Below are 26,175 nucleotides of genomic sequence, written 5' to 3'. Positions count from 1 at the left end.
TCCGCCGGCGCTGGCGGCGCAGGCCGGTTTCTGATCAATGAGCCGGACGCTGAGTTTCGCGGGATTTGAGCTGAGAACAGCATGACACCGGGACTGGAAGATATATGACGTTCGTTTTGAAAAGCGCGGCATCCGCATTGGCAATTTCCTGCGGCGTGGCGGTTATGAGTGCCGCACCCGCGCATGCTTATACATTGATGGACATGCTGCGCGGCGACAAGCAGCGGACCCAGAGCACCATCTTCATGGATCAGGCGCCCGGCCGGCCGGTGCCGCGCGGCGCGGTTGGCGGCTCGCTCGGTGGGCTCGATCCGGAGGCGCCGCTGCCGAAGGTAAGCGGCCCGCGTTATTACACCTACAAAGCCGAGACGTTGCAATTCGTCGATACCGGCAAGTTCGCCGATCCGGTCGTCACCGGCGCGGTCGCCGATGTTTCGGCGAGCGGCGATGCCAGCGCCGAACCCGCAGTCCAGCGCCGTTTCCTGGCGCAGGCCAAGGTGCGCGCCAATGCGGACGTCGCAAAGGTGCTCGAAGCCTATTACGGCGACAGCCGCAATCCGCTCGTCTGGGTCGATGGCAACCAGATCAACGACCGCGCCAAGTCGGCGATGGCGACACTTGCCGATGCGGCCTCCGTCGGTCTCGACCCTGCCGATTACACGGTCCAGGCGCCGGCGATTGACCCGGCCAATCCCGATCCCGCCTTCCGCGACCGGGCGCTGACGCAGTTTGAGCTCGAACTCTCCGCCAAGGTGCTGGCTTTCGTGCAGGACACCGTGCGTGGCCGCATCGATCCGAACAAGATTTCCGGCTATCATGACTTTCAGCGCAAGGCGGTGAATCTGACGTCGGTGCTGAAGCTTGCCCGCATGAGCCCCGATGTCGGCGCCTACATCGCCAGCCGCTCGCCCGATGGTGCTCAGTTTGAGGCACTGAAGGCGGAGCTTGCCAAGCTTCGCGCAGCCGACGGCGGCAACGAGGAGCGAATCGTCGTTTCGCTCGACAAGTCGCTGAAGCCTGGCGACAGCTCGCCCGAGATTGCCAATATCGTCAAGGCGATCGGCAAGCATGGGTCCGAAACGCTGAAGACCGATCACGCGGCAACGCTTGCCGCTTACGCAGGCAGCAGCGACTATTCTCCCGATATCGTCTCGCTGGTCGAGGCCTTCCAGCAGGAGCGCGGACTGAAAGCCGATGGCGTCATCGGCCAGGCGACCGTGCGCGCCATGACCGGCGGCGATACCAATGCCTCGAAGATCGACAAGCTCGTCGTCGCCATGGAGCAGGCGCGCTGGCTGCCGGAGGATCTCGGTTCCCGTTACGTGATGATCAACCAGCCGGCCTTCATGGTCTATTACCACAATGACGGCAAGGAACAGCTGTCGATGCGGGTGGTTGTCGGCGGCAAGAACAATCAGACCTATTTCTTCGACGACGAGATCGAGACTGTGGAGTTCAACCCGTTCTGGGGTGTGCCGCAGTCGATCATCATCAACGAGATGCTGCCGAAGCTGCGTTCGGATCCGAACTATCTCGACCAGCTCGGCTATGAAGTCGAGGTGAACGGCCATGCCGTCGCCTCGTCGAGCGTCGATTGGTACGGCTCGACCAATAACGTCTCGGTGCGCCAGCCGCCAAGCAGCGACAATGCGCTCGGCGAACTGAAGATCCTGTTCCCGAACAGCCACGCGATCTACATGCACGACACGCCGTCGAAGAGCTTCTTCAAGCGCGACATGCGGGCTTTGAGCCACGGCTGCGTCCGCCTTGCCAATCCGCGTGCGATGGCAGCTGCCGTGCTCGGCACGACGGTCGACGACGTCGCCAAGCAGATCGCCAGCGGGCAGAACCATGCTGTGAAGGTGCCGCAGAAGATCCCGGTCTACGTCTCCTACTTCACCGCCTGGCCGAACAAGGACGGCGTGGTGGAATATTTCGACGACGTTTATGGCCGCGACGGTTATGTCGACAAGGCCTTCGACGCGACGACCAAGGCGCGTGGCGCGCAGATCTGACGTAGGTTTTTATTGGATTATGGAGCGGGCGGCCTGTGGGCCGCCCGTTTTGGTTTGGACGAGATGCCAACGGCGCCGTTCTGGGCTTAAGCCTAGCTAGGAATTACGAAGGAAAGGGTGTGCCGTGCCGGCCCCCCTCTGCCCTGCCGGGCATCTCCCCCACAGGTGGGGAGAACACAAGTGACCAAACCTTCGCACCCATCTACTGTTTCGTCGGGCTGCGACGTCAGTTGTTTGGGGAAGCCAGCGCTCCCAGCCAATCTCCCCACCTGTGGGGGAGATGCCCGGCAGGGCAGAAGGGGGCTCGCCTCAGACCGCGACCTTCACCGCATAATCCCGCAGCAGCCGCTCCACCAGTTCCGGCGTCAGCTCATCGTAATGGGTGATGATCATATCCGGATCCAGGTTGGAAACCGGCACGTCCGAATAGCCAAAAGGCACGGCGATCGACGGGACGCCGGCATTCCTGGCCACGGCGATATCGTTGATGCTGTCGCCGATCATCACGCTGCGGGTGATGTCGCCGCCGGCGCGTTCGATGGTGCCGGTGAGGTGGCGGGCGTCGGGCTTGCGCACGGCGAAGCTGTCGCCGCCGGTGATGGCGTCGAAATAGCCGACGAGGTCGAGCTTCTCGAGCAGGCCGAGCGCCAGGCTTTCCATTTTGTTGGTGCAGACGGCGAGGCGGTAACCGGTAGATTTAAGCCGGTCCATCGCGGCGACGAGGCCGGGATAGGGTTCGGTATGGCCGGGCATGTTGCCGGCATAATGGGCGACGAAGCGCTCGACGAGCGCCGGCAGGGCGTCGCTTTCCAGCGGATAGCCGCGCAGGCGGCAGGCGCGCTCGATCATCACGCGCGCGCCGTGGCCGACGAGATGGGTGAGGTCGTCATAGCTGACCGGGTCGAGGTCAAGGGCTGCGATCGTATGATTGAGGCTCTCGACCAGATCCGTATGGGTATCGAGAAGGGTACCGTCGAGATCGAAGACGATGAGTGCCGGGCGGGCGTGGGAAGGGGTCAAGGGTTTGTCTCTTTGTGCAATGGGTCGTTCTGGAGAGCGACAGGTCGTGCTGAGGCACGACAGGTTTCCCCTGGGAACGACAGGTCGCCCCCGGAACGGTGGATCATCCCTGAGGTAGGCGATCGCGCGGCGGAAAGCAACGTCCGGATGCGGGCCGGGAAGGCCGCAGGCATTTGTTTCGGCTTTTCATTTTCCGTGATGATTTTGACTTTCGTTTGCCAAGCGAGCCGTGTAAACAGCACATCCAACGCAATAATTCGGAGCTGGCGGCGCATGGATGCCCGCGAAATGAAGATCAAGGCCGCCGCGGCCGCACTTGCCCATGTCGAAGACGGAATGCGCCTCGGCATCGGCACCGGCAGCACCGCGGAAGAATTCGTTCGTCTGTTGGCGGAGAAAGTCGCAAGCGGCTTCAAGGTCGAAGGCGTTCCGACGTCTGAAAGAACGGCGCGGCTTTGCGTCGAACTCGGCGTGCCGCTGAAGTCGCTCGATGAACTTCCGGCACTCGACCTGACGATCGACGGCGCCGACGAGGTCGATCCGGCGCTGAGATTGATCAAGGGCGGCGGCGGCGCGTTGCTGCGCGAAAAGATCGTCGCGGCCGCTTCCGAGCGGATGATCGTCATTGCCGACGAGAGCAAGCTTGTGGAAACGCTCGGCGCCTACGCGCTGCCGATCGAGGTCAATCCGTTCGGGCTCGTCTCGACACGGATCGCGATCGAGAAGGTCGCGGCCCGGCTCGGCCTTGCCGGCGAACTCAGCCTGCGCCAATCCGGTGACGGAGAGTTTACCACGGATGGCGGTCATCACATTATCGATGCATCTTTTGGCCGCATTCCTGATGCAGAGGCGCTTTCGAGCGAGCTGAATTCCATACCCGGCGTCGTCGAACACGGGCTCTTTATCAATATGGCGGCACTTGCAATCATTGCCGGTCCTGCGGGTGCGCGCACGCTGCAGGCAAACAGATAACAGGAGCGTACACACATGATGAACATTGCAGGTCTTGGCCGTTTTGCCGCTGCGACCATCGTTCTTTCCGGGCTTGCCTTCGGCTCCGCCGTCAAGGCGCAGGAGGTCTCCGAGGAGCAGCTGAAGGCCTCTCGCGCGGCGATCGACGCCATCGGCGCCACCGCCCAGTTCGATAACATCCTGCCCGGCCTTGCCGAGCGCCTGAAGGCCGGCCTGATCCAGGATTCGCCGAACTACCAGGACATCATTTCGTCGACGGTCGACGCGCAGGCGCTGGCACTGGCGCCGCGCCGCGGCGATCTGGAGAAGGAGGCGGCGCTCACCTATGCCAAGACCTTCACCGCCGAGGAACTGAAGGCGATCGCCGAATTCTATAATTCCGACGTCGGCAAGAAGCTGCTGCGCGACGGCCCGGTCGCCTCGCGCGAGACGGCGAAGGCTGCCGACATCTGGGCGCAGGGCATTTCCCGCGACCTGGAAAAGCAGAGCAATGCCGAACTCTCCAAGGTCATCAAGGCGCCGCCGCCGGCAACCGACAGCCCGGTGGCACCCGCTCCGGCGCCGGCCCCGGCTGCCCAGAAGTAAGGGCTGCCTCCGCAGATTTGCAAAAGCCCGGCATCGTCCGGGCTTTTTTGCTATGATGGATGCGGCAATACCAATGAGGCTTTGGCGAGGCAACATGTCTGTTCATTACGAGGCTGTGCGCGTGCGGGTATCAGGCAGGGTCCAAGGTGTCGGGTTCCGCATGTGGGCGCGCGAGGAGGCGTTGCGGCTCGGGCTCACGGGCTGGGTTCGCAATGAAACGGACGGATCGGTCGCCGCTTTGATCGCAGGATCCGATACCGCCATCTCGACAATGATCGCGCGTTTCGGCCGCGGACCTGCGGGAGCATCGGTTTCCGGCGTCGAGACGGAAGCGACCCAGCTTGCGGAAATGCCCACGGACTTCCGCATCACCGCTTGAAAGCGGCAAACCGCCCGGAGATGACTCTCTCTGAGCGCCGGACCCTCAGCCCCAATCTTTCAAACTCTTGGCCAATTGCCATACGCCCGTTTCATCCGGCTCGACGCGCTTGTTGCCGCGGTAGAAGATCGGCAGTCCTGTCTTCTTGTCCATTGCGAAGCGGCTCGGCGCGTATTTTTCGTTCTCGTGGCCTTGGATGGCGAGGCCGAGCGCTTCCTTGAATTTGCCAGCCTTGCACAGGTTGGCGAAGAGAGTTTGATCCATCTTTTGCTCCGGCTTCTTTTTTACTGTGTGGATTTGCCTGCCAGCCTCAGGCGACCGGGTCAACCGTTTGCCGCGAAGATTCGGGCGAAGGGAACGGCATGATGCAGGAGCGGGCTTTTGTTTTGAGGGCGATCGCCCCTATATCAGGGACATCCTTCCTGCGATTCCCTTCCGGAGCTCCTCATGTCTTCCTACGACTACGACCTTTTCGTCATTGGTGGCGGTTCCGGAGGCGTGCGCGGCGCGCGTGTCGCCGCCTCGCTCGGCAAAAAGGTGGCGATCGCCGAGGAATACCGCTACGGCGGCACATGCGTCATCCGCGGCTGCGTGCCGAAGAAACTGTTCGTCTATGCCTCGCAGTTCCATGAGCATTTCGAGGATGCAGCCGGCTTCGGCTGGACGGTCGGCGAAAGCAGCTTCGACTGGAAGAAGCTGGTGGCGGCCAAGGACGTCGAAATTGCCCGGCTGGAAGGCCTTTACAAGAAGGGACTTGCCGGCGCCAATGCCGAGATCCTGGAAACGCGCGCCGAGCTCGTCGACGCCCATACGGTGCGGCTTGTGAAAACAGGCCAGACGGTGACGGCAAAGACGATCTTGATCGCCACCGGCGGAAGGCCGAACCCGCATGCGGCCCTTCCCGGCCACGAGTTGTGCATCTCCTCCAACGAGGCCTTTCACCTCGAGGAACTGCCGAAGTCGATCGTCATATCAGGCGGCGGTTATATCGCCGTCGAGTTCGCCAATATCTTCCATGGCCTCGGCGTCGAGACGACGCTGATCTATCGCGGCGCCGAGATCCTGTCGCGCTTCGATGAGGATCTGAGGCGCGGGCTGCACGAGGCGATGGTCGCCAAGGGCATTCGCATCCTTTGCCACGACACGCTGCAGAAGGTTTCGAAGGGCGAGGGCGGGCTCGTTCTGGAGACGTTGAACAACGGCACGCTGCAGGCTGACGTCGTCATGCTGGCGCTGGGGCGCGACCCGAACACCGAAGGCCTCGGCCTCGAGGCGGCTGGCGTCGCGGTCGACGAGCGCGGCGCAATTATCGTCGACGACTATTCCCGCACCAATGTCGAGAACATCTACGCGCTCGGCGATGTCACCAACCGGGTACAGCTGACGCCGGTGGCGATCCATGAGGCGATGTGCTTCATCGAAACCGAATACAAGAACAATCCGACCCGGCCGGACTACGAGCTGATCCCGACGGCCGTCTTCTCGCAGCCGGAGATCGGCACTGTCGGTCTTTCGGAAGAAGAGGCGGGCAAGCGTTACGGTGAGCTCGAGGTGTATCGGGCTCAGTTCCGGCCGCTGAAGGCGACACTTTCCGGCCGCGCCGAGCGGATGATCATGAAGCTGATCGTCGATGCGGCAAGCCGCAAGGTGGTGGGCGCCCATATCCTCGGTCACGATGCCGGCGAGATGGCGCAGCTGCTCGGCGTCACGCTGAAGGCCGGCTGCACCAAGGACGATTTCGACCAGACCATGGCGCTGCACCCGACGGCGGCCGAAGAGCTCGTCACCATGTATGCGCCGAGCTATCGGGTCCGTGACGGGCAGCGCGTCTGAGTCATCCGGGTGCGCTTAGCTGGTGATGCGCGGCGCACGGATGACCTTGAGGAAAAGCGCCTTCATCGCATCCGCGATACCTTCGGTCGGCGACACCTCGAAATAGAAGCCGGGCGAGGCGCATGCCTGCATCTTCGTCGGGATTTCGTTCTGGAAGGGCTTGATCCAGGTATTGTACCAACTGTTGCTCGGCAACGGTAGATAGGTGGTATAGAGCACGGCAATCTTGACGCCACGATCCTTCAAGGGCTTGCAGAAAGAGGTGTCGATCGGCTCCTGACAGCGGCCGCCGGTCGTCTTCTTGGTGCATGTGGACGGCTTGTAGCTGTCGCCGACGCCATCGGAAACGAAGAACAGGATCTTTTCGGGGCTGGTGTTCGACGTGCCGTCACCGGCCGGATCGATGATGGTGTTCATCTGCGTCATGGCGCTGTCGAAGTTGGTGATCTGGTCGCTATTGTAGTTCTGATAGGGAATGGTCATGAGATCGACCGTGTCGGTATAGTTCTTCACCTTCGTCAGGTCGGAGGTCAGGCCGGAAATCGTGGTGAGCTTTGCGTCCTCGGCCTTGGTGCCGAACGTATAAACGCCCATGCGGAACTGGTCGCTGCTGACGCGCTGGGCCTTGGCTGTATCGGTCAGCGCCTGGGTCGCTTGGCGCACCACGTCGATGCGCATGGCGACGCCGAGGCCTTTGGCGATGGTGTAATTGTTGGTGCTCTGATCCATCTGGTGGCAGGCGAAGGCACAACCTGTCTTGGCCTCCAGCTTTGAAACGTCGGTGGGTGTCGCGCCGACGCCCATCGAGGGCGTATTGTCGAGCAGGATGTAGAAATCCATGAAGGCGGCGGTCTGGTATTCGGCGGTCGCCGCGCCGGAGATGGTGATCGAATCCTTGCCGAGAATACGCATGAAGGTGGTCGGCACGGTGGCGGTGAAGGAAACCTGCGAGTTCAGTTTGTTGGCCGTCTTGGTGACGTCGATGCCGAGATCGACGGTAACATCCGCCAGCTCGCCCGACACCTGTGACATGAAGATGCTGCGGGCGTCGGTCTTGCCGAGCGAGATCGTGCCGTTGCCGGTCATGGTCATGGCGGCGGCGACCGCGCCGGATTTCTCGGCGATCGAGCCGACGGCGGCAGCATCGGCGGCGGCAAAGAGCTGCGTGCGCAGGCTCATGGCGTGAGCGAAATCCACCGCCATGCCTGCCATGCCGAGCAGCGGCACCATCAGCAACGCCGTCATGATGCCGAAATTGCCCGAACGATCCGATATGAATCCCGGCGGAAGGATCGCCATGATGTGTCCCCGATGTTGAAACTCTTCCCGGTTCTACATTCAAAGTCTAAAATATGGGGAAACCGACGTGGTATATGCCGGTTTAACGATGGAAACGGGGATTTTTGCCACCTATATGCGAGCTTTAGCCGATGGCGGCGGCACGGCCCGGAGCTTCGGGCGATTGGCCTTTGCAAGCCCGATCTAAAGGTCTATAAGCCGCCGCAATCAAGGATAGGTGCATCCAGGGACGGATGTGAATGAGGTGAGTGAGATGGCAGAGAATTGGACCCCGAGCAGCTGGCGGCAAAAGCCCATCCTGCAGGTTCCCGAATATCCGGATGCGGCCGCATTGGCAGCAACGGAGGCTCAGCTCGCCAGCTATCCGCCGCTCGTTTTCGCCGGCGAGGCGCGCCGCCTGAAGAAGCATCTTGCCAATGTCGCAGACGGCAACGGCTTCCTGCTGCAGGGCGGCGATTGCGCCGAGAGCTTTGCCGAACACGGCGCCGACAATATCCGGGACTTCTTCCGCGCCTTCCTGCAGATGGCCGTCGTGCTGACCTTCGGCGCGCAGCTGCCGGTCGTCAAGGTCGGCCGCATCGCCGGCCAGTTCGCCAAGCCGCGTTCGTCGAATGTCGAGAAGCAGGGCGACGTGACGCTGCCGGCCTATCGCGGTGACATCATCAACGGCATCGAGTTCACCGAAGAGTCGCGCATTCCGAACCCGGAACGCCAGGCGATGGCCTATCGCCAGTCGGCCGCGACGCTGAACCTTCTGCGCGCCTTCGCGATGGGCGGTTACGCCAATCTCGAAAACGTGCATCAGTGGATGCTCGGCTTCGTCAAGGACAGCCCGCAGGGCGAGCGTTACCGCAAGCTTGCCGACCGCATCAGCGAAACCATGGATTTCATGACGGCGATCGGCATCACTTCGGAAAACCACCCGAGCCTGCGCGAGACCGATTTCTTCACCAGCCATGAGGCGCTGCTGCTCGGCTACGAGGAGGCGCTGACCCGTGTCGATTCCACTTCCGGCGATTGGTATGCAACATCAGGCCACATGATCTGGATCGGCGACCGCACACGCCAGGCCGACCATGCGCATATCGAATATTGCCGCGGCATCAAGAACCCGATCGGCCTGAAATGCGGCCCGTCGCTGCAGGCCGACGATCTGCTGCAGCTGATCGACATCCTGAATCCGGCGAACGAAGCCGGGCGCCTGACGCTGATCTGCCGCTTCGGCCATGAGAAGGTCGCCGAAAACCTGCCGCGTCTGATCCGCGCCGTCGAGCGCGAGGGCCGCAAGGTCGTCTGGTCCTGCGACCCGATGCACGGCAACACGATCACGCTCAACAACTACAAGACCCGGCCTTTCGAGCGGATCCTGTCGGAAGTCGAAAGCTTCTTCCAGATCCACCGCGCCGAAGGCACGCATCCCGGCGGCATTCATGTTGAAATGACCGGCAAGGACGTGACGGAATGCACCGGCGGCGCCCGTGCCGTCACCGCCGACGATCTGCAGGACCGCTACCACACCCATTGCGATCCGCGCCTCAACTCCGACCAGGCGCTCGAGCTTGCCTTCCTGCTTGCCGAGCGCATGAAGGGCGGCCGCGACGAGAAGCGCATGGTCGCCCACGGCTGAGACCAGCCGATACGAATGAAGAAAAACCCGGCGCGATGCCGGGTTTTTTATTGCCTTCAAATGCTGGCTTGGACGCTGTGGAGATTGGCATAGACGCCGTCTTGCGCCATGAGCTGATCATGGGTGCCCTGTTCGACGATGCCGTCTGCCGTCAGAACCAGGATGCGGTCGGCATGGCGGACGGTCGACAGGCGATGGGCTATGACCAGGGTGGTTCTGCCATTCGCCAGGCTCAGCAGCGCCTGCTGCACCGCCCGTTCGCTCTCATTGTCGAGCGCGCTGGTCGCCTCGTCGAAGATCAGAATCTCCGGATCCTTGAGAAAGGCGCGGGCGATGGTCAGGCGCTGGCGCTGCCCGCCGGAGAGCTTGACGCCGCGCTGGCCGATATCGGTGTCATAGCCCTCGGGCAGGGCCATGATGAAATCGTGCGCATTGGCGGCGCGGGCGGCCGCCTCCAGCTCCGCATCGCCGGCATCGGGCCTGCCGTAGCGCAGGTTCTCCGCCACGGTGCCAGCAAAGAGATAGACATCCTGCTGTACCACCCCGATATGGCGCCGCAGCGAGGCCAGCGTCACATCGCGAATATCGGTACCGTCGATGCGGATCGCCCCGGCCTCGACATCATAGAAGCGCGGGATGAGTGCACAAAGCGTGCTCTTGCCGACCCCTGAAGGACCGACGAGGGCAACGAACTCGCCGGGCGCGATGGTGAGGGAAAGCCGCTCCAGCACGCGCGGCCCATCGGCCTCGTAACCGAAGGCGACGTTGGAGAAACTGATCTCTCCCCTTGGCGCCGGCATCGGCCGGGCGGCGGGCCGATCGGTGATATCGGGGTCGATCTCCAGGATTTCCATCGCCCGGATAAAACCGGTATAGCCTTCCTGCCAGAGACGCACGAAATTGGCGAGCCGCTGGACGGGATCGACAAGCACGGCAACGCAAAGCAGGAAGGTCAGCATATCCGGGACGGTCAGTTCCGCTGTCAGGATACGCAGGCCTCCAACGACGATCACCAGTATGGTGACGAGCTGGGCGAAGGTTTCGGTGCCCACCGAAAACCATGCTTCGCTGCGGTAGCCTTCGGCGCGGCTTTGCAGGAAGCGCCGGTTCTGCTCGGCGAAGCGTTCCCTTTCCAGCGCCTCGTTGGCGAAGGACTGAACGACGCGGATGCCGGCGAGCGCATCCTCCACCCGCTCGTTGACGGCGGCGATCTGATGCTTGCTGGCTTCGAGTGCGCGGTTCATGCGCCGGTTGAAATACAGCGCATAGATCACCGCGACAGGGGTCAGCATCAGGATGAGGCCGGCCAGCGGCGGATCGATGAAGAACAGCACCAGCATGGCGCCGCCATATTTCAGCACGGCGATGGAAAGGTCCTCGGGGCCGTGGTGGAAGAGTTCGCCCAACCAGAGTGAGTCATTGGTGATACGGCTCATCAGCTGGCCGGTGCGCTGGCGATCGTAGAAGCTGAAGGAGAGCTTCTGGCAGTGTTCGAAGAGTTCCTGCCGCACCGTCGCTTCGATACGGGCGCCCATGACGTGGCCGCGATAATCGACGAAGAAGATGGCGGCGATCTGGACTGCCAGGACGGCCAGCATGACACCGCCCATCCCGAGGATCTGGGCGAAGGCCTCCGGGGCGTTAGGCAGAGACAGAAGACGGCTGGTGACGATATTGGCGCAGAGCGGCATGGCGAGCGCCGTGCCGGCGACGAGGATGGCGCACAGCAGATCCGCCAGCAGCAAAGGCAGATGTGGGCGATAATAGGAGAGAAATTTTCGCATGCGCGACCAGCGCCGGCCGCGGTCGACGTTGGAATCGTCCAGGAAGAGTTTCAGGAAGGCGTTATGGCGTCGCGAGCTTTTCCTCGCGCGGGAGAACCGAATATTCATGAGGCAGAATGTCCCTGTGGGCGATGTTTCCTTTCTGTTTGGACAGGGTCGCTCTCATGTCAGTCTCCCGGAGGTTGAATGAAATTGGAGCTGCAGTATCGCCGACTACAGCGAGTAATTCAATGCCGGGATGGGACGGGATGGGCGGGTGTTGTCGGCAAGCAACAGCGGCGACCGCAGCAGCCAAGCATCGGCAAGGCCTGCAGCCTTCAAGATTTCTGATGATTTTGTTGAGCGGAATGGATTTGACGGCAAGCGCGATCGGCGGCAATTTTCTTTCATAAAAGGGGAGAGCGATCATGACCGAACGGCATACAGGCGGCTGTCTTTGCGGCGCCGTGCGATTTTCAATTGGGGCGAAGCCCGGACCCGTCGTCGGCTGCCATTGTTCGCAATGCCGCCGGCAGACCGGGTTCTATTATGCCGCGGTCAATGTGCCGCGCACCGCCCTTTCGGTGGAAGATGCCGGCGCGGTCCGCTGGTATCGCTCGAGTGCGGAAGCCCAGCGCGGCTTCTGCTCGAATTGCGGCTCGGCGCTGTTCTGGCAGGGGGACCAATCGCCGGAGGTTTCCGTTATGGCTGGCGCCTTCGACGAACCGAGCGGTCTTGCCTTCAGCCACCATATCTACTGCGCCGACAAGGGCGATTTTTACGAGATATCGGATGGCCTGCCGCAATATGACAGGTTTCCTGTCTAAATCCCTCGCGCTTTAGGTCTTTGTTTTTACGCACGTCGTTGTGGCAAAGGCGCTTCGCGCTTTGCTTGGGAAAACCGCTGCACACTTCTGCACGACACGCTTAGCCCCTGGCGGAAAGCTCGGCGCTGAGGCGGGCGACGTCCTCGCGCAGCGCCGTCAGCTCGGTCAGCACGCGCATGTCGATCTTCTGGTGCAGGGAGAGCACTTCGAGTTCGGCCTTGAGATTGACTTCGTAATCCTTGGCGGCCTCGAAGCGGTCGCGTTCGGCCTGACGGTTCTGCGACATCATGATGATCGGCGCCTGGATGGCGGCGAGCATCGACAGGATCAGGTTGAGGAAAACAAAGGGGTAGGGGTCGAAAGCGCCGGTCGCCAGGATGATGGTGTTGATCAGCGTCCAGACGACGAGGAAGGCCAGAAAGGCGAGGATGAAAGACCAGGAGCCGCCGACACGGGCAATTCCATCGGCAACACGCTCGCCGAACGAGGCTTCGGCGGAAAGAGCCGCGTTGACATCGGTCGAGATGACCTTGCGCTCGTGCGCCTTCGCCAGCACGCGTTTTTCGATGTCGCCGAGTTCGTCGGCCGGCTTGTCGAAATGATGGTGCATGAAGTTCGAAAGATTAGACATGGCCTGTTTCCGGTGCCCGTTATCGATGAAGTCGCTTTTGGGGGCAGTATTCCGCTCCTCCAACAAATTGCAATGCGTGTCTATGCCGCGAGGCCGTAGCGCGTCCGTTCACAAAAATTTCGTCATCGCAGGGTGCGGCTTTCGCCGCGGACATGTTGCCGTTGCGGAAGCTGCAAGCTAAATAAATGACATGACACAGGAAAACGCTCTCTCTGATATCTTCCGCATCGCTATCGGCCAGCTCAACCCGACGGTCGGCGATGTCGCCGGCAATCTCGCCAAGGCACGCGAAGCGCGCGCCGATGCGGCGCGCGAAGGCGCGCATCTGCTCGTTCTGACCGAGCTTTTCATCTCCGGCTATCCGCCTGAAGATCTGGTGCTGAAGCCGGCCTTCATCCGCGCCTGCTGGAAAGCTGTGGAGAGTCTTGCCGCCGACACTGCCGATGGCGGGCCGGGCGTTCTCATCGGTTTTCCCCGGCAGGACCAGACCGGGCGTTACAATTCCGTCGCCGTGCTCGACGGCGGCAAGGTGATCGCGGTGCGCGACAAGATCGATCTGCCGAACTACGGCGAATTCGACGAGAAGCGCGTCTTCAACCAGGGCGCCATGCCGGGGCCGGTGAATTTCCGCGGCGTGCGCATCGGTATTCCGATCTGCGAGGATATCTGGGGCGAGCTCGGCGTCTGCGAAACGCTGGCCGAAAGCGGGGCGGAAATCCTGCTGTCGCCGAACGGTTCGCCCTATTATCGCGGCAAGGTCGATATCCGCCATCAGGTGGTGCTGAAGCAGGTGATCGAGACCGGTCTGCCGCTGGTCTATGCCGCACAGCTCGGCGGCCAGGACGAACTCGTGTTCGACGGCGCGAGCTTCGCCTTCAACGCCGATAAGTCGCTCGCCTTCCAGATGAGCCAGTTCGAGACCGCGCTGGCGGTGACGACATGGAAACGCGGCGAAGCCGGCTGGCACTGCGCCGAAGGGCCGATGGCGCATATTCCTGAAGGCGAGGAGGCCGACTACCGGGCCTGCCTGCTCGGCTTTCGCGACTACGTCAACAAGAACGGCTTCAAGACGGTCGTACTTGGCCTGTCCGGCGGCATCGACTCGGCAATCTGCACGGCAATCGCCGTCGATGCGCTGGGCGAGGAGCGGGTGCGCACGGTCATGCTGCCCTACCGCTATACATCGGAGGATTCTTTGAAGGACGCGGCCGACTGCGCCAAGGCGCTCGGCTGCCGCTACGACATCGTGCCGATCGAGCAACCGGTGACGGGCTTCAGCAGCGCGCTCTCCGATCTCTTCGCCGGCACGGACAGCGGCATCACCGAGGAAAACCTGCAGAGCCGGGCGCGCGGCGTCATCCTGATGGCGATCTCCAACAAGTTCGGCGCGATGGTGGTGACGACGGGTAATAAGTCGGAAATGTCGGTCGGCTACGCCACGCTTTACGGCGATATGAACGGCGGCTTCAATCCGATCAAGGACCTCTACAAGATGCAGGTCTATGCGCTGGCCCGCTGGCGCAACGAGAACGTGCCGCCGGGTGCGCTGGGGCCGTCAGGCGAGGTGATCCCGAAAAATATCATCGACAAAGCGCCGTCGGCGGAACTGCGTCCCGACCAGAAAGATCAGGATTCGCTGCCGCCCTATCCCGTCCTCGACGATATTCTCGAATGCCTCGTGGAGAAGGAGATGGCGGTCGAAGAAATCGTCGCGCGCGGCCATGACGTGGTGACCGTCCATCGCATCGAGCACCTGCTCTATCTCGCCGAATACAAGCGCCGGCAGTCGGCGCCGGGCGTGAAGATCACCAAGAAGAATTTCGGCCGCGACCGGCGCTATCCCATCACCAACCGGTTCCGGGATCGCTAACGCGACTAGATTCAAGGGAGGAAACATGCGCAGCTCGGTCGAGATCTACAATTTCAGAACGGGCAGCGCCCGCGAGGTTTGGCAGACGGATAAGCTGGTGGAGGCGCCGAACTTCTCGCCCGACGGTTCCTATCTGCTCTTGAACGGCGACGGGTTGCTCTATCGGCTGCCGCTCGATGGCGGCGAAGTCGTCAAGGTCGATACCGGCTTTGCCGTCAACTGCAACAATGATCACGGCATTTCGCCCGATGGCACCGAGATCGTCATCTCCGATAAGACCGAATTCGGCAAGTCGACGATCTACGTCCTGCCGATCGACGGCGGCACGCCGCGGCTGGTCACCGAGAACCAGCCTTCCTATTGGCACGGCTGGTCGCCCGACGGCCGCCAGCTTGCCTATTGCGGCATCCGCGACGACCTCTTCGACATCTATACGATCTCCGTCGACGGCGGCGCCGAGACGCGGCTGACGCATGGCGAGGGCCGCAACGACGGGCCGGACTATTCGGCCGACGGACAATGGATCTATTTCAATTCCAGCCGCACCGGGCTGATGCAGATCTGGCGCATCCACCCCGATGGCAGCGGGCTGGAGCAGGTGACGTCGGACAATCAGGGCAACTGGTTCGCCCATCCATCGCCCAAGAACGACAAGGTGCTGATCCTGTCCTATGACCCCTCGGTTTTCGACCATCCGCGCGACCTGGACGTGCGGCTGCGGCTGATGGACATGGATGGCGGCAATCCGAGGACGCTGTTCGAGCTGTTCGGCGGGCAGGGCACGATCAACGTGCCCTGCTGGTCACCAAATGGTGACGAGTTTGCCTACGTGCGCTATTTCCCGGCGAGATCTTGAGAGCGGCGCATCGCCATTTTTATGGGGTGGTGGTGGCCTTTAGCCTGACGCAACTCTACTGGAACAGGCATTGGCCGCGCCCTGAAGAGACGCGAAGATGCCTTCAACATTAGCCACACGGCTGCGCCCGCAGATAATTCTTGTCCTGATCCTTTGCTTCCCAGGCTTGGCAGCGGCTCCGCGCCGTGACAACACGTTGGCGAAAGCCAAGGTCGTGGTCGAGGCATGTGTGAAATCGCTCTCGCCAGCATGCCACAAGGCGCCAGATAATGATGGGGCGGTGGGGACAGTATGTTCTCTATAGGGCTTCGCCATCTGATATGGTAATGGGCCTAGATGGGTCCCGCCAATGAGGTTAAAGGAAGTCAATCGATCGTGCGCGCCGTGTTGTTCGGGACATTAGCCATCATAACCTGCTGTCCTATTTTATTCTTTGCCGCGTTTCCGGTGGAGTATCTGCGGTTGTTCGGAAAATACCAAGAGTCTCAGGCTTTAAATCAGATGGCGGTTCCCATCGCCAAATTCTATATTCAGCACGATATGAGATATGCTTGCGGTAACGAGACGTACTTCAGGAACTATAATGCCATGAGCTTTTTCGATGACCTGCCGCTTTCGCCGGAAGAGGAGCTTATGCTCCAGTCACAGGACAAGATTGCGCTCCTGTTTTTAAGTGACGTCGTTTATGACGAGAATGAATATCTCGACTCTATCCGAACCGTGACCGCTTATAATATGGTCGTCGCCTCTAAGTGCCTGCACAGGCGCACGTCGTGAAAGCCCTCGCCGGCGATCGAGCCAACATTGATGGCGGGGTGGTGGGTTCCTGATGATATCGAGAGACCGCCTACTCGAGCGCTTTGCTTGGAACCGTTTAAGAAACGGGCTGTCTTTTAACGCCAGCGGCGGCCATTAGCCAGAACAGTCCACCAGCAGCAAAGCCGAATACAGCTGTCACTGCGAGGAATTTGAGCGTCTCCAGCAATCCCCACCATGTCATCATGCCGTTTTGGTAAGTGATGTGGTCACCAGTATAAGCCTCGTCAGGGCCGAAAAGTGCAACTAGGCACATCCAGGGGAACGTCGCAACAAAGGCCCCAGGTCCGTGTAACTCGCCGAAGCGGACGGAGTATTCTATTTCAAGATGAGCTGTGGCATTTATTCATCTTCCTAATTGTGGGGAAATATCGTGACCTGAATATCAGTGCTATTCTGGCTGGTAACGACTGGCCGCCCCCTGCTCCAACTCGCTCTTTTGATATCCGCAAACATGAAGATGAACCTGGAGGTATAGACTTGCTGGCTGTCTTGAGATGTGCGTGGACGCTGCGTGGTTTCACGATCGCCGGCTCCGTGGTGGCAATGGGTTTTACGCTCGCAGGATGTTCATATCTTTTTGTCCGTGGTGTCGAGGGAAGCTACCTCGCAACGGGTACTCCGGTGCTCGGAAAGGTGATCGCAAGTAACGAGAGTGAGGAGATGGGGGGAACGATCGAGATCGGCTCGGCCGAAAGGCAGCAATGCAAGGGTCGCTACAGCGTATCGCAGGTGAAGACAAATTTCTGGAAGCTGGAGACCGGCGAGCGAACCTATCGCGGGAAGATCTACTGTCTGGATGGTCGAGCAGGGGCGTTTGAACTCATATCGAAGGACAAGGGGAAAACCGGCTCGATTACGGGCGAAATCAATGGCGAGGCATTTCAACTCGATATGTTCGAATCGAAGAGCCGTAAGTGCATGACGGAAGAATGCAGATGGGGCTTGAAGTGGACTTACGAAAAAGAGCGCGACGACATGCGTACCTATTACAGGGTCGCGACTGAACACGAGCCCGATTCAGTGAATCCATCGCTGCTCTTTTAAATTTGCTCCTATTCCGCGTGCTGGTGGCCCAGTGCTCCACCCATAGCGGCGTGGCGGCGGGTTGGTAAGCCCAGGTTGCTCGTAGCAGCTTTCAAATCGGAACTTGAATCGATCATCCGGGCGCGTGAGTTATGAAGTCCGGTAGGCGTAGCCGTGAGATAACCGGGTTGACCCCCACCGCCCTGTTGGGCGGCGGGTGTCTGCCCGCCGCGCTTGATGCTGTCTATCAGGCTGCGATGGCGGCCTTGCGCCGGGCGCGGGCGGATTGCGCCAGGTCTTCCAGGGTCGCCACCGACATGTCCCAGTCGATGCAGCCGTCGGTGATGGACTGGCCGTAGACCAGCGGTTTGCCGGGCACGAGATCCTGGCGGCCGGCGACGAGGTTGCTCTCGATCATCATGCCCTTGATGTGATGGTTTCCGGCGGCGATCTGCGCGGCCACGGATTTGACGACGCGCGGCTGGTTCATCGGATCCTTGCCGCTGTTGGCATGGCTGGCGTCGATGAGGATGCGCGGGGTCAGGCCGAGCTTGACGGCCTCGGCCGTGACCGCTTCGACATCGGCCGCTTCGTAGTTCGGCTGTTTGCCGCCGCGCAGAATGATGTGGCAGTCCTCATTGCCGGTCGTCGAGGCGATGCCAGCCTGTCCGTCCTTGGTGACGGCCGGGAAGTGATGCGGCTGCGAGGCGGCAAGGATGGCGTCGAGTGCCACGCGTGCGCCGCCGTCGGTGCCGTTCTTGAAACCGATCGGGCAGGAAAGGCCGGAGGCGAGCTGCCGGTGGATCTGGCTTTCGGTTGTGCGCGCGCCGATCGCGCCCCAGCTCACCAGATCGGCAATGTATTGCGGCGTGATCGTGTCGAGGAATTCGACGCCGGCGGGCAGGCCCATCGCATTGACGTCGAGCAGCAGGCGCCTGGCAATCCGAAGCCCTTCCTCGATGCGGTAGCTGCCATCGAGATGCGGGTCGTTCATCAAGCCCTTCCAGCCGACCGTGGTGCGGGGCTTTTCGAAATAGACGCGCATGACGATTTCGAGATCGCTGGAGAAACGCTGCCGCTGTTCCGCCAACCGCTCGGCATATTCGCGTGCCGCAGCAGGATCATGGATGGAGCAAGGGCCGATGACGACGATCAGGCGGTCGTCTTCTCCCTCGAGAATCTTATGGATCGCATGGCGGTTGCTGGTCACCGTCTCGCTGACGGCAACAGTTCGGGGGATTTCCGCAATGATATCGGCGGGTTTGGTCAGCGGGATGACCTCAAGGATACGGAGATCGTCAATGGTATCAGACACGGTATGGCTCCTGTTTGGTCATACCGTGCGGAACAAAAAAGCCGCCAGGTAGACTAGCGGCTGTTCGGGTTGTCGTCGCGTCAACTCCAGTTACGCATAGACCCGCATCCGCTGGGAGCAGCGGTACCAATAAAATCGCGAGGCGTAGATCGAAGTGGTCGACATCGGGCGTATGTAGCGTCGCGGCAGCATTTTGTCACGCAGAATTTGCGGCTTAAAAACCAGGAGTTCGGGCGTGGCACTCTTCCCGCAGGGAGCAGAAAGCATATCGCCCAAAAGCGCGGGGCTTCTGGGCGATATGAAGCAGACTGAGATCAGAGGGCGTCGACGTTCACCCCGACGGTGATGGCGCCGATCGGCGATCCCTTGTCGTCGGAAATCGTGACGCTTGCCTGCGACTGCAGCGCCTGGGTCGATTCGTCCTTTTCGATCTCGTCGACGAAGACGGCGTCCTTGCCGGCGCCGAAGGATTTCTGGAACTTGCCTTCGTCGCCCTGCCAGTAGTCGGAGGTGGGGTCGCTTTGGCCGACATTCAGCCCCTTTGCATCCATGACGAAGATCTCGGCAATCTTGCCATTGGAGGCAGCCTTCTTTTCCTGAAGGAATTTCGACAGTGCATTGCCGAGCACGCCGTCGATCATGGAATGGTCAGAACCATCGACCTCAGCGCGCCACTTCTTGTCGAGGGCGTCGATATCGGCCTGGCCGAGATTGGCGTTTGCGGCATTCTGCGCCTTGATGGCTTCGATGACGACCGGATCGTTCAGCCAGGGCTTTATGTCGCTTGTCACGTAGTCGGAGATCGGGGCGAGTTTCGCATCCTGCGCCATGGATACGCCCATAGGCACGGCAACTGCGGTGCAGGCCAAAAGAAATGCGGTCACGACTTTCTTCATAACTGTTCCCTTCCCGATTTTGGGGTGTTGAGGATTGAAAGCTTATCGAGTGAAGTTGGCGTCAGAACTCTTCCCAGGCATCGGGAGAAGCGGCGACGGCGGTGTTGCCCGCATGGCGCTGCGAAAAGACTCTCTGTTCCGGGCGGGATTGACGAACGGGTTGAGTAGCTTTGGGCTGGCTGGCGGCGGAGGCTGCGACAGTGAACCTGCCGGCCGAATCCTGCAGAAGGCGTCCCTGTGTGCGCAGCTCCTGGCATGCCGCGTTGGTCTCTTCGACCATGGCCGCGTTCTGCTGTGTGGCCTGATCCATCTGATTGATGGCGCCATTGATTTCCTGCAGGCCGGTCGCCTGTTCGCGATAGGACTGGACGATCGAAGCAATGCTGTCGCTGATGCGGTTAATCTGCTCCTCGATCTTCAAGAGGGCATCGCCGGTTTCGTTCACAAGCCCGACGCCGGCTGCCACTTCCTGGCCGGAGACGCTGATCAGGTTCTTGATTTCCTTTGCCGCATTGGCGGACCGTTGGGCGAGTTCGCGCACTTCCTGCGCGACGACCGCAAACCCTTTGCCGGCTTCGCCGGCGCGCGCCGCCTCGACGCCGGCGTTCAGCGCCAGCAGGTTCGTCTGGAAGGCGATTTCATCGATGACGCCGATGATCCGGCCGATCTGGCTCGACGAGGTCTGGATCCGGTCCATCGCTCCGATCGCATCACGAACGACAGTCGCCGAGACATGGGCGCTGCGCTTTGTTTCTTCGACCAGCTTCCCGGCACTCTCGGCCCGTTGCGACGACGTTCTCACCGTGGTGGTCACCTCGTCCAGTGCGGCGGCGGTCTGTTCCAAGGCTGCTGCCTGTTGCTCGGTCCGCTTGGCGAGCTGATCGGCGGAGGAGGCCAGCTCGCTTGACCCGCCTTCAACGGCGACGGAAGCGGTCTTGATCTCGGTCAGCGCTGCTGCGACCGCTTCAACCATGCGGTTGAAATCCTGCCGCAGTTTATCGAATTCGGGGCCGAGATCGGCGAGGTGGATCGAGAAGTCGCCGGCGGCGAGCTTTTCCAATTCATTTGCGAGCGCTATCATGACCAGCCGCTGAGCGTTGCTGGCTTCCTCCGTCAAGGATGCGTTGCGCGCCCGTTCAGCGTCGAATGAGGCGCTCTGCTCGGCCGCGGCCTGCTCTCTTTCGACCTTGGCAATCGCCTCGTTGCGGAAAACTTCCAAGGCACGTGCGAGAAAACCGATCTCGTCGCCATTTTCCCTATAGGTGACGGGAGAGGCCAGATCGCCCTTCTGTAGCGCGCTGATCCGTTCGCTGAGTACCCGGAGGGGGCGGCCGACGAGGCTGCGCATGGCGAGAAGGAAGGCGACAACGGCGAGGGCGGTGATGACGAACTGCGTCAGCAGCGAAATCAGGACCTTCTGCTTGACTTCGGCAGCGATTTTTTCGACCGACCAGTTAGTGACGACGTAACCGGTCGCCTTGCCCGATTTATCCAGCGGAAGCGGCGCAATGATCGTGACGACGCCAGCAGATATTCCGCTGTCATCGATCGTCGTTTTCTCGGGCTTGGCGCTGAGGCTCTTTGCCAGATCGGCGGGTGCCGGCAAACCGCTGATGCCGTCGCGTGTCCACGTATCGACGGCAGCAGGTTCGGCGTTGAAGGCGGCAAACTGCACAAGATCAAGCGAGGGGTCGTCGCGATAGAGCGAATAGGCCTCGCGCACAGCATTCGCCTTGCCCCATTTCACGCCGCCGGCGGCCAGAGACGCAAACTGCTCCGCATCTTTGGACCAGTTGGCCTTGGCGCCATCGATCAACGCCTTGGTTTCGTACATCCAGGTGTAGGTGGCAAAGGCGGAGATGCCGCAAAGGTTGACGGTCACGATAATCGCCGCCAGCTTGGCTGTCAGAGGCATCGTCTTCAAAAATTGGAACATTCCGCGGGGCCTGGAATTGCGGCTCAGTCGGATCTGTTCCCGACCGGCGTATCAACACGGGCATCCACGCCGGCGGTCACATCACGAGCGCTCATGCCCATGTCCTGATAGCGACCCAAAACGCGCAGACGCAGTGTGTCTTTGATGTGTGAATAAATCATAAAGTAGAATGGGATACCGGAGCGGCGACCTGTCCGATTAAGGGCTGTTTTCCGCGATCGCCTCTTCAGGCTCGGGCTGGTGGTGCTTGCGGCGGCGCGTCGTCAATTCGGCGCCGGCATCGCGCGGCAGGCGCAGGAAGGTGATGCAGGCCAGAGCCGAAATCGCCGAGACGCTGAAAAAGGCGATGTGGAAATCCGCAACCAGCAGCCTGCCGCCATGAAGACTGCTCGAAATTTCGAGGATGCCGCCGGCGATCGCCACGCCCATCGCCATGGAGATACGCTGGGCAACGGCGTTGATCGCGGTCGCCTGGCTGCTGTCGGCATCATCGACATCGCCGAAGGCCATGGCGTTGACGCCCGAAAAGGCCATGGAGCGGAAAAGGCCGCCGATCAGCAGGCAGGCCATGATCAGCGGCAGCGGCGTTTCAGCGGTGAAGAAGCCGTTGAGGCCGAGGCAGATTGCCGCCAGCAAGGTGGTGATCGATATGACGGTACGGAAGCCGAAGGCATTGAAGGTGCGCGAGGCGGCAAATTTCGACCCCATGGAGCCGAGCGCGCTGACGAAGGTGACTGAGCCCGATTGCAGCGGCGTCAGGCCGAAGCCGAGCTGCAGCATCAGCGGCATCAGGAAGGGCAGGGCGCCGAGCCCCATGCGAAAATTCGAGGCGCCGAGGATCGCCGCCCGGAACATCGGGTAGCGGAACATTTTGGGATCGAGCAGCGGATAAGGCGCGCGGCGGGCATGCAGGAGATAGAGGAGGCCGGCAAGGATGCCGACGGCCACCGTGACATAGCCGTAGATGACGGGTACGGCCGGCAGGCTGATCACCGAAAGGCCGAAGACGAAGCCGGAAAAGCCGATGCCGCAAAGGAAGAAGCCCGGAAAATCCATCGGCCGCGGACTGCGCGGTTCGACCGTCGGCAGGAAACGCGTGACGAGGATGATGCCGAGCACGCCGATCGGGACATTGATCCAGAAGATCCAGTGCCAGCTGAGATAGGTGGTGAGGAAACCACCGATCGGCGGCCCCATGATCGGGCCGATCAGCGCGGGAATGGTGAGCCAGGCCATGGCATCGACGAGTTCGTGGCGCGGCGTTCCCCGAACCAGCAGCAGGCGGCTGACCGGCGTCATCATCGAGCCGCCGGCGCCCTGGATCAGGCGCGCGACGACGAAGGCCGCGATCGAATTGGAAAAGGCGCAGGCGACCGAGCCGATCATGAAGACGAAGATCGCCATGCGGAAGATGTTGCGTGCGCCGAAACGATCCGACATCCAGCCGCTGATCGGAATGAAGATCGCCAGCGCCACCAGATAGCTGGTGATGGCAAGCTTCAGCGCGATCGGCGAGGTGCCGATATCGGCGGCGATCGCCGGCAGGCTGGTGGCGATGACGGTCGAATCCATCTGTTCCATGAACAGGGCGACCGCAAGGATCATGGGTGTCAGGCGGGGCACGGGCAACCGGGGTGCAAAGAGGAATATTGCGGCGCAACGGGCGTCGGTTGGGATCGGTTCGTTTCTACGGCAGCGATGCGCGGCTGTCCACGCGATCGATGTCACATACGGGAGAATGCGGCATGAGGCCGCTTGCGGCAGGGCGGGTTTGCTGAAATAGATGCGCCGTCAGGTGCCCGCTTTTCAAGCGGGAGAATCGGGAATCCGGTGCAAGACCGGAACGTGCCCAACGCTGTAAGGCCGACGTATGCCGCTCATCATGCCACTGGCTTCCGCCGGGAAGGCTGCGGCAGACGGGTGACGCCAAGTCAGAAGACCGGCCTGGCAAGATAGACCCAACCCGCGCGGACGGCGGGCGGTTGCGTTGTTGGGGATTTGACGATGCGACCCTTTGATGAGGATGCCCTGTCTGCGGCGTCCGGTTTTTCCTCGGCCGAACGCGAGGCCGTTTATCATGCGATCATGACGCGGCGCGACGTTCGCAGCCAGTTCCTGCCCGAGCCCTTGCCCGACGACGTGGTGGAACGGCTGCTGACGGCCGCCCATCACGCACCCTCCGTCGGCTTCATGCAGCCGTGGAATTTCATCCTGGTGAAAAGTCAAACGGTGCGAGCCCGAATCCGGGATGCCTTTGCCAAGGCCAATGAGGAAGCGGCATTGATGTTTGAGGGCGAGCGGCGGCAGGCCTATCGGTCTCTCAAGCTCGAAGGCATCGTGGAGGCGCCGCTCGGCATCTGCGTGACCTGCGATCCTACCCGCGGCGGCAGCGTGGTGCTGGGGCGCACGCACAATCCGCGGATGGACAGCTATTCCACAGTCTGCGCCATTCAGAATCTCTGGCTGGCGGCCCGCGCCGAAGGGGTCGGCATTGGCTGGGTGAGCATCTTTCACGAAGCCGACTTGAAGACCATTCTCGGCATCCCCGAGCATATCGAGGTGGTTGCCTGGCTCTGCGCCGGTTTCGTCGACCGGCTCTATGACCAGCCGGAACTCTCGGTCAAAGGCTGGCGGCAGCGGCTGCCGCTCGAGGAACTCGTCTTCCACGATGGCTGGGGAAGGAGCGAGAGGTAGCGATCACTGCTGCTGTGGCTGCTACTGCTGCGGTTGGGGGCCAGGTGCGGCAGGATTGGCAAGGTCGATCGAGCCCTGGTCGCCGGCGAGGAATTGCGGGCCGACCTGGCGGACCTTGTTCTGCGTGGGGTCGTAGGGACGCTCCGGAATCGATGGCTGTGGCGCGGCGGCGGCGGCTGTATCCTTCACCGGCGGATTGGTGCGGATGGTGGTGATCGATCCCTGCTGCGGCGGCTGGCTTACCGCCTGCTTGCCGCGCATCTCGTCGTAATAGGCGGTGAGATTGCAGGCGCAGGCGTTTTTCTCGCCGGGCGCGCGGCTTTTGTAGGCGAAGGCGTTCTTCATGGCGCTGTAGGGCGTGCCGGTTGCGACCGAGATCATGTTCGAGGCTTCCGTGCTCGTCACGTCGCGATAGAATAGCTGGGTCTCGATGCCGGGGCACATCTTGGCGCAAGTCTGCGCATCGCGGCCGAAATCGACCGACGTGGCGTTCGAGCTGATCGGGAAGAAGCCGCCGTCGCAGCTGCGCACGCAGATGGTGCTGACCGGCGAGAGCATGTCGGCCCGCGGCAGACCGTAACGCGGATCGGCCTCCTGGCCGCCGCCGAGCGGTATGAAGGTATCGGAGCGCATCGCCTGTTCCTCGATGCTCGGGGCGGGGTCGTTGGCGCTGCGCTCGGAGGGTGCGTAGAAATTTTCGCTGTTGCAGCCGTTCTGGTCGAGCGCGGCCATCAGTTCGCGGCGGGCGTCATCGCCGCCGTTCCGGCCGGCCAGCTCGTTACGGCGGTCCTGGAGATAGCCGATATTGTCGATCATCCGGGTTTCGGCTTGCGAGAGCTCGGCGCAATAATCGGCATTTTCGCCGCCGATCACCACCATGCTGCCTGAGGTGCAGCCGTAACTGCGCAGGTCGTTGCGAACCTTGCGCAGCTCGAGGTTCTGCTCGGCCATGGCGCTGGAATATTGCCGGGCTTCCGGGCCGTTGCTATTGCCGATCGATCGCGGCAGGTCGGCGAGACGGCCGCGCAAATCCTCGCAGATCGCGCTGGTCTGCGCAGCGGCGGGCGCTGCGAAGGCGAGGAGGAGGGCAAGAGACAGGTTTCGGCGTTTCACGGCGTCGTCCCGGAATGAGCAAACGGTCGGTGGGGCGAATGCGACGTCACCTCGCCGCGCGTTTCCTCTTAATCTATTTCTCTTAATAAGCTCAAAGAAAATCCTAGCGTATTTACGCGATCTTATCCAGCAATCGCCCGAGACCCGGTGAAAATGACAGGCATTCGCGACGAGATCAGATCATCCGCACCGGCATCAGGCGTAGCGGAATCCCAGCAGGGGCTGCACGTCTTCGCGGACGGTTGTTATGAGCCCGGTTCCGGGCATGGAGGCTGGTCGTTTGTCGCTTATCGCGATGCGGTGGAGATCGCCTCCGGCCTCGGTGGCGCTGAAGACTCCAGCAATAATTCCATGGAATTGACCGCTGTTCTCAGGGCAGCCATGTGGATCAATAGCCAAACAGCGGGCGAAGCCGCGATCATCTGGTCCGATTCCATCTATGCCGTCAAAGGCTGCAACAGCCGGCGACATATCTGGAAGAATAACGGCTGGAAGAAGAGCAGTCCGAACGGGAATGGACGAAGGCGAACGATCGACAATGCGGACCTCTGGAAAGCCGTCGATCTTCAGCTGTCCCGAAATGCCCTGGTGACCATTGCCTGGTGCAAGGGGCATTCGGGTATTACCGGCAATGAGCGCGCGGATGCGCTCGCAGATCAAGGCCGCCTGTCGATAGCCGGTGGCTGACATTGCCGGCAACCG

Annotated in this window: 23 protein-coding genes and 1 riboswitch; of the genes, 13 read left to right on the top strand and 10 right to left on the bottom strand. The window is 61.4% G+C overall.

The features are described from left to right. Positions 1-104: 104 nt before the first annotated feature. On the top strand, positions 105-2,015 hold the full coding sequence (locus FHX14_RS11425; RefSeq protein ID WP_184377170.1) for a murein L,D-transpeptidase: 1,911 nt from the start codon (positions 105-107) through the stop codon (positions 2,013-2,015). 309 nt (positions 2,016-2,324) lie between these two features. On the opposite strand, the gene FHX14_RS11420 is transcribed toward FHX14_RS11425, so the two are convergent. Then, positions 2,325-3,035: an HAD family hydrolase gene (locus tag FHX14_RS11420; RefSeq protein ID WP_184377169.1), complete on the bottom strand. Its 711-nt coding sequence runs from the start codon at positions 3,033-3,035 to the stop codon at positions 2,325-2,327. Positions 3,036-3,308: 273 nt separating this feature from the next. Here FHX14_RS11420 and rpiA point away from each other — a divergent pair, with 273 nt between their 5' ends. The 3 genes from rpiA (at position 3,309) to FHX14_RS11405 (ending at position 4,971) form a co-directional block, all read left to right on the top strand. Beyond that, the gene (rpiA, locus tag FHX14_RS11415; protein WP_003586129.1) at positions 3,309-4,007 is read left to right on the top strand and encodes a ribose-5-phosphate isomerase RpiA; all 699 of its coding nucleotides are present in this window, start codon (positions 3,309-3,311) and stop codon (positions 4,005-4,007) included. A gap of 15 nt (positions 4,008-4,022) precedes the next feature. Beyond that, positions 4,023-4,592, top strand: coding sequence for a DUF2059 domain-containing protein (locus FHX14_RS11410; RefSeq protein ID WP_184377168.1), 570 nt, complete (start codon positions 4,023-4,025; stop codon positions 4,590-4,592). 94 nt (positions 4,593-4,686) lie between these two features. Further along, positions 4,687-4,971: an acylphosphatase gene (locus FHX14_RS11405; protein WP_184377167.1), complete on the top strand. Its 285-nt coding sequence runs from the start codon at positions 4,687-4,689 to the stop codon at positions 4,969-4,971. Between the two features lie 45 nt (positions 4,972-5,016). Here FHX14_RS11405 and FHX14_RS11400 read toward each other — a convergent pair whose 3' ends face one another. Next, a complete protein-coding gene (locus FHX14_RS11400; protein ID WP_003579675.1) occupies positions 5,017-5,235 on the bottom strand; it encodes a hypothetical protein in 219 nt (72 codons plus the stop codon). 183 nt (positions 5,236-5,418) lie between these two features. Between FHX14_RS11400 and gor the strand changes: the two genes are divergently transcribed. Beyond that, a complete protein-coding gene (gene gor, locus FHX14_RS11395) occupies positions 5,419-6,804 on the top strand; it encodes a glutathione-disulfide reductase (protein WP_184377166.1) in 1,386 nt (461 codons plus the stop codon). 15 nt (positions 6,805-6,819) lie between these two features. On the opposite strand, the gene FHX14_RS11390 is transcribed toward gor, so the two are convergent. Then, a complete protein-coding gene (locus FHX14_RS11390; protein ID WP_184377165.1) occupies positions 6,820-8,103 on the bottom strand; it encodes a vWA domain-containing protein in 1,284 nt (427 codons plus the stop codon). Positions 8,104-8,356: 253 nt separating this feature from the next. Here FHX14_RS11390 and FHX14_RS11385 point away from each other — a divergent pair, with 253 nt between their 5' ends. Then, on the top strand, positions 8,357-9,730 hold the full coding sequence (locus tag FHX14_RS11385) for a 3-deoxy-7-phosphoheptulonate synthase class II (protein ID WP_003586134.1): 1,374 nt from the start codon (positions 8,357-8,359) through the stop codon (positions 9,728-9,730). Between the two features lie 56 nt (positions 9,731-9,786). On the opposite strand, the gene FHX14_RS11380 is transcribed toward FHX14_RS11385, so the two are convergent. Next, complete coding sequence (locus FHX14_RS11380) at positions 9,787-11,622, bottom strand: ABC transporter ATP-binding protein (RefSeq protein ID WP_184377164.1); 1,836 nt, start codon at positions 11,620-11,622, stop codon at positions 9,787-9,789. 299 nt (positions 11,623-11,921) lie between these two features. Between FHX14_RS11380 and FHX14_RS11375 the strand changes: the two genes are divergently transcribed. Beyond that, positions 11,922-12,320 carry a GFA family protein gene (locus FHX14_RS11375; RefSeq protein ID WP_012557863.1) on the top strand — a complete coding sequence of 133 codons (399 nt, stop codon included), beginning with the start codon at positions 11,922-11,924 and terminating at the stop codon, positions 12,318-12,320. A gap of 100 nt (positions 12,321-12,420) precedes the next feature. Here the strand turns inward: FHX14_RS11375 and FHX14_RS11370 are convergent, their stop codons facing one another. After that, complete coding sequence (locus FHX14_RS11370; RefSeq protein ID WP_012557862.1) at positions 12,421-12,951, bottom strand: DUF1003 domain-containing protein; 531 nt, start codon at positions 12,949-12,951, stop codon at positions 12,421-12,423. A gap of 190 nt (positions 12,952-13,141) precedes the next feature. Between FHX14_RS11370 and FHX14_RS11365 the strand changes: the two genes are divergently transcribed. The 4 genes from FHX14_RS11365 (at position 13,142) to FHX14_RS11350 (ending at position 17,540) form a co-directional block, all read left to right on the top strand. Then, positions 13,142-14,821, top strand: a complete 1,680-nt coding sequence (locus FHX14_RS11365) for an NAD+ synthase (RefSeq protein WP_003586139.1) — start codon at positions 13,142-13,144, stop codon at positions 14,819-14,821. Positions 14,822-14,846: 25 nt separating this feature from the next. Further along, the gene (locus FHX14_RS11360) at positions 14,847-15,677 is read left to right on the top strand and encodes a PD40 domain-containing protein (protein ID WP_184377163.1); all 831 of its coding nucleotides are present in this window, start codon (positions 14,847-14,849) and stop codon (positions 15,675-15,677) included. A 336-nt stretch (positions 15,678-16,013) separates the two neighbouring features. After that, positions 16,014-16,454, top strand: a complete 441-nt coding sequence (locus tag FHX14_RS11355) for a hypothetical protein (protein ID WP_210301010.1) — start codon at positions 16,014-16,016, stop codon at positions 16,452-16,454. Between the two features lie 519 nt (positions 16,455-16,973). After that, positions 16,974-17,540, top strand: coding sequence for a hypothetical protein (locus FHX14_RS11350; protein WP_184377162.1), 567 nt, complete (start codon positions 16,974-16,976; stop codon positions 17,538-17,540). A gap of 226 nt (positions 17,541-17,766) precedes the next feature. Here FHX14_RS11350 and FHX14_RS11345 read toward each other — a convergent pair whose 3' ends face one another. The 4 genes from FHX14_RS11345 to FHX14_RS11330 form a co-directional block, all read right to left on the bottom strand. Beyond that, on the bottom strand, positions 17,767-18,834 hold the full coding sequence (locus tag FHX14_RS11345; protein WP_184377161.1) for a 3-deoxy-7-phosphoheptulonate synthase: 1,068 nt from the start codon (positions 18,832-18,834) through the stop codon (positions 17,767-17,769). A 314-nt stretch (positions 18,835-19,148) separates the two neighbouring features. Then, positions 19,149-19,730 (bottom strand): hypothetical protein, encoded by a 582-nt coding sequence (locus FHX14_RS11340; RefSeq protein ID WP_184377160.1) that lies wholly within the window; start codon positions 19,728-19,730, stop codon positions 19,149-19,151. 61 nt (positions 19,731-19,791) lie between these two features. Then, a complete protein-coding gene (locus FHX14_RS11335) occupies positions 19,792-21,666 on the bottom strand; it encodes a HAMP domain-containing methyl-accepting chemotaxis protein (protein ID WP_184377159.1) in 1,875 nt (624 codons plus the stop codon). A 198-nt stretch (positions 21,667-21,864) separates the two neighbouring features. Beyond that, positions 21,865-23,271: a DHA2 family efflux MFS transporter permease subunit gene (locus FHX14_RS11330; protein WP_184377158.1), complete on the bottom strand. Its 1,407-nt coding sequence runs from the start codon at positions 23,269-23,271 to the stop codon at positions 21,865-21,867. A 171-nt stretch (positions 23,272-23,442) separates the two neighbouring features. Next, positions 23,443-23,629, top strand: a riboswitch (cobalamin riboswitch). A 41-nt stretch (positions 23,630-23,670) separates the two neighbouring features. Here FHX14_RS11330 and bluB point away from each other — a divergent pair. After that, positions 23,671-24,360 carry a 5,6-dimethylbenzimidazole synthase gene (bluB, locus tag FHX14_RS11325; protein ID WP_184377157.1) on the top strand — a complete coding sequence of 230 codons (690 nt, stop codon included), beginning with the start codon at positions 23,671-23,673 and terminating at the stop codon, positions 24,358-24,360. Between the two features lie 21 nt (positions 24,361-24,381). Here the strand turns inward: bluB and FHX14_RS11320 are convergent, their stop codons facing one another. Next, on the bottom strand, positions 24,382-25,473 hold the full coding sequence (locus FHX14_RS11320) for a DUF2865 domain-containing protein (RefSeq protein WP_184377156.1): 1,092 nt from the start codon (positions 25,471-25,473) through the stop codon (positions 24,382-24,384). Between the two features lie 153 nt (positions 25,474-25,626). On the opposite strand from FHX14_RS11320, the gene FHX14_RS11315 reads away from it, so the two are divergent. After that, entirely contained in the window at positions 25,627-26,160 is a 534-nt protein-coding gene (locus FHX14_RS11315) for a ribonuclease H (RefSeq protein WP_184377155.1), read from the top strand. The last annotated feature ends 15 nt before the right edge of the window (positions 26,161-26,175 follow it).

Source organism: Rhizobium sp. BK619, assembly GCF_014195245.1.
Classification (GTDB): Bacteria; Pseudomonadota; Alphaproteobacteria; order Rhizobiales; family Rhizobiaceae; genus Rhizobium; species Rhizobium acidisoli.
This window is presented reverse-complemented; position numbering and strand designations above follow the sequence as displayed.